The 235-nt window shown below is 60.9% G+C and carries 1 protein-coding gene; it reads right to left on the bottom strand.

Annotated features, from left to right (window positions below):
- A partial coding sequence (locus HMPREF2924_RS36185) for a hypothetical protein (protein ID WP_218189331.1) occupies positions 1-235 on the bottom strand: 235 nt, incomplete at both ends.

The following is a 235-nucleotide window of genomic DNA, read 5'->3' as shown; positions in this document are numbered from 1 at the left end:
CATGAACACTTCCCAGCCCCTGGTCACCCACCAGTGCATGAATTGTGACCAGCACCACCCACACCATTTGGTGCGCCAGGTTCTCCCCGCCGAGAACACCCCAGAAGGAGAAGCCGAGGTGTTGGTCTGCCCCTGCTGCGGGAGCTACGACGTCCATCAGTTGGAGGCTGTCTTTGATGAACACTGAAGCCCGCTTTCCGAGTATCCACGCCTCGGCCGCGTTCACCGACTCGGC

Source organism: Pseudomonas sp. HMSC063H08, assembly GCF_001813645.1.
GTDB lineage: Bacteria > Pseudomonadota > Gammaproteobacteria > Pseudomonadales > Pseudomonadaceae > Pseudomonas > Pseudomonas aeruginosa.
This window is presented reverse-complemented; position numbering and strand designations above follow the sequence as displayed.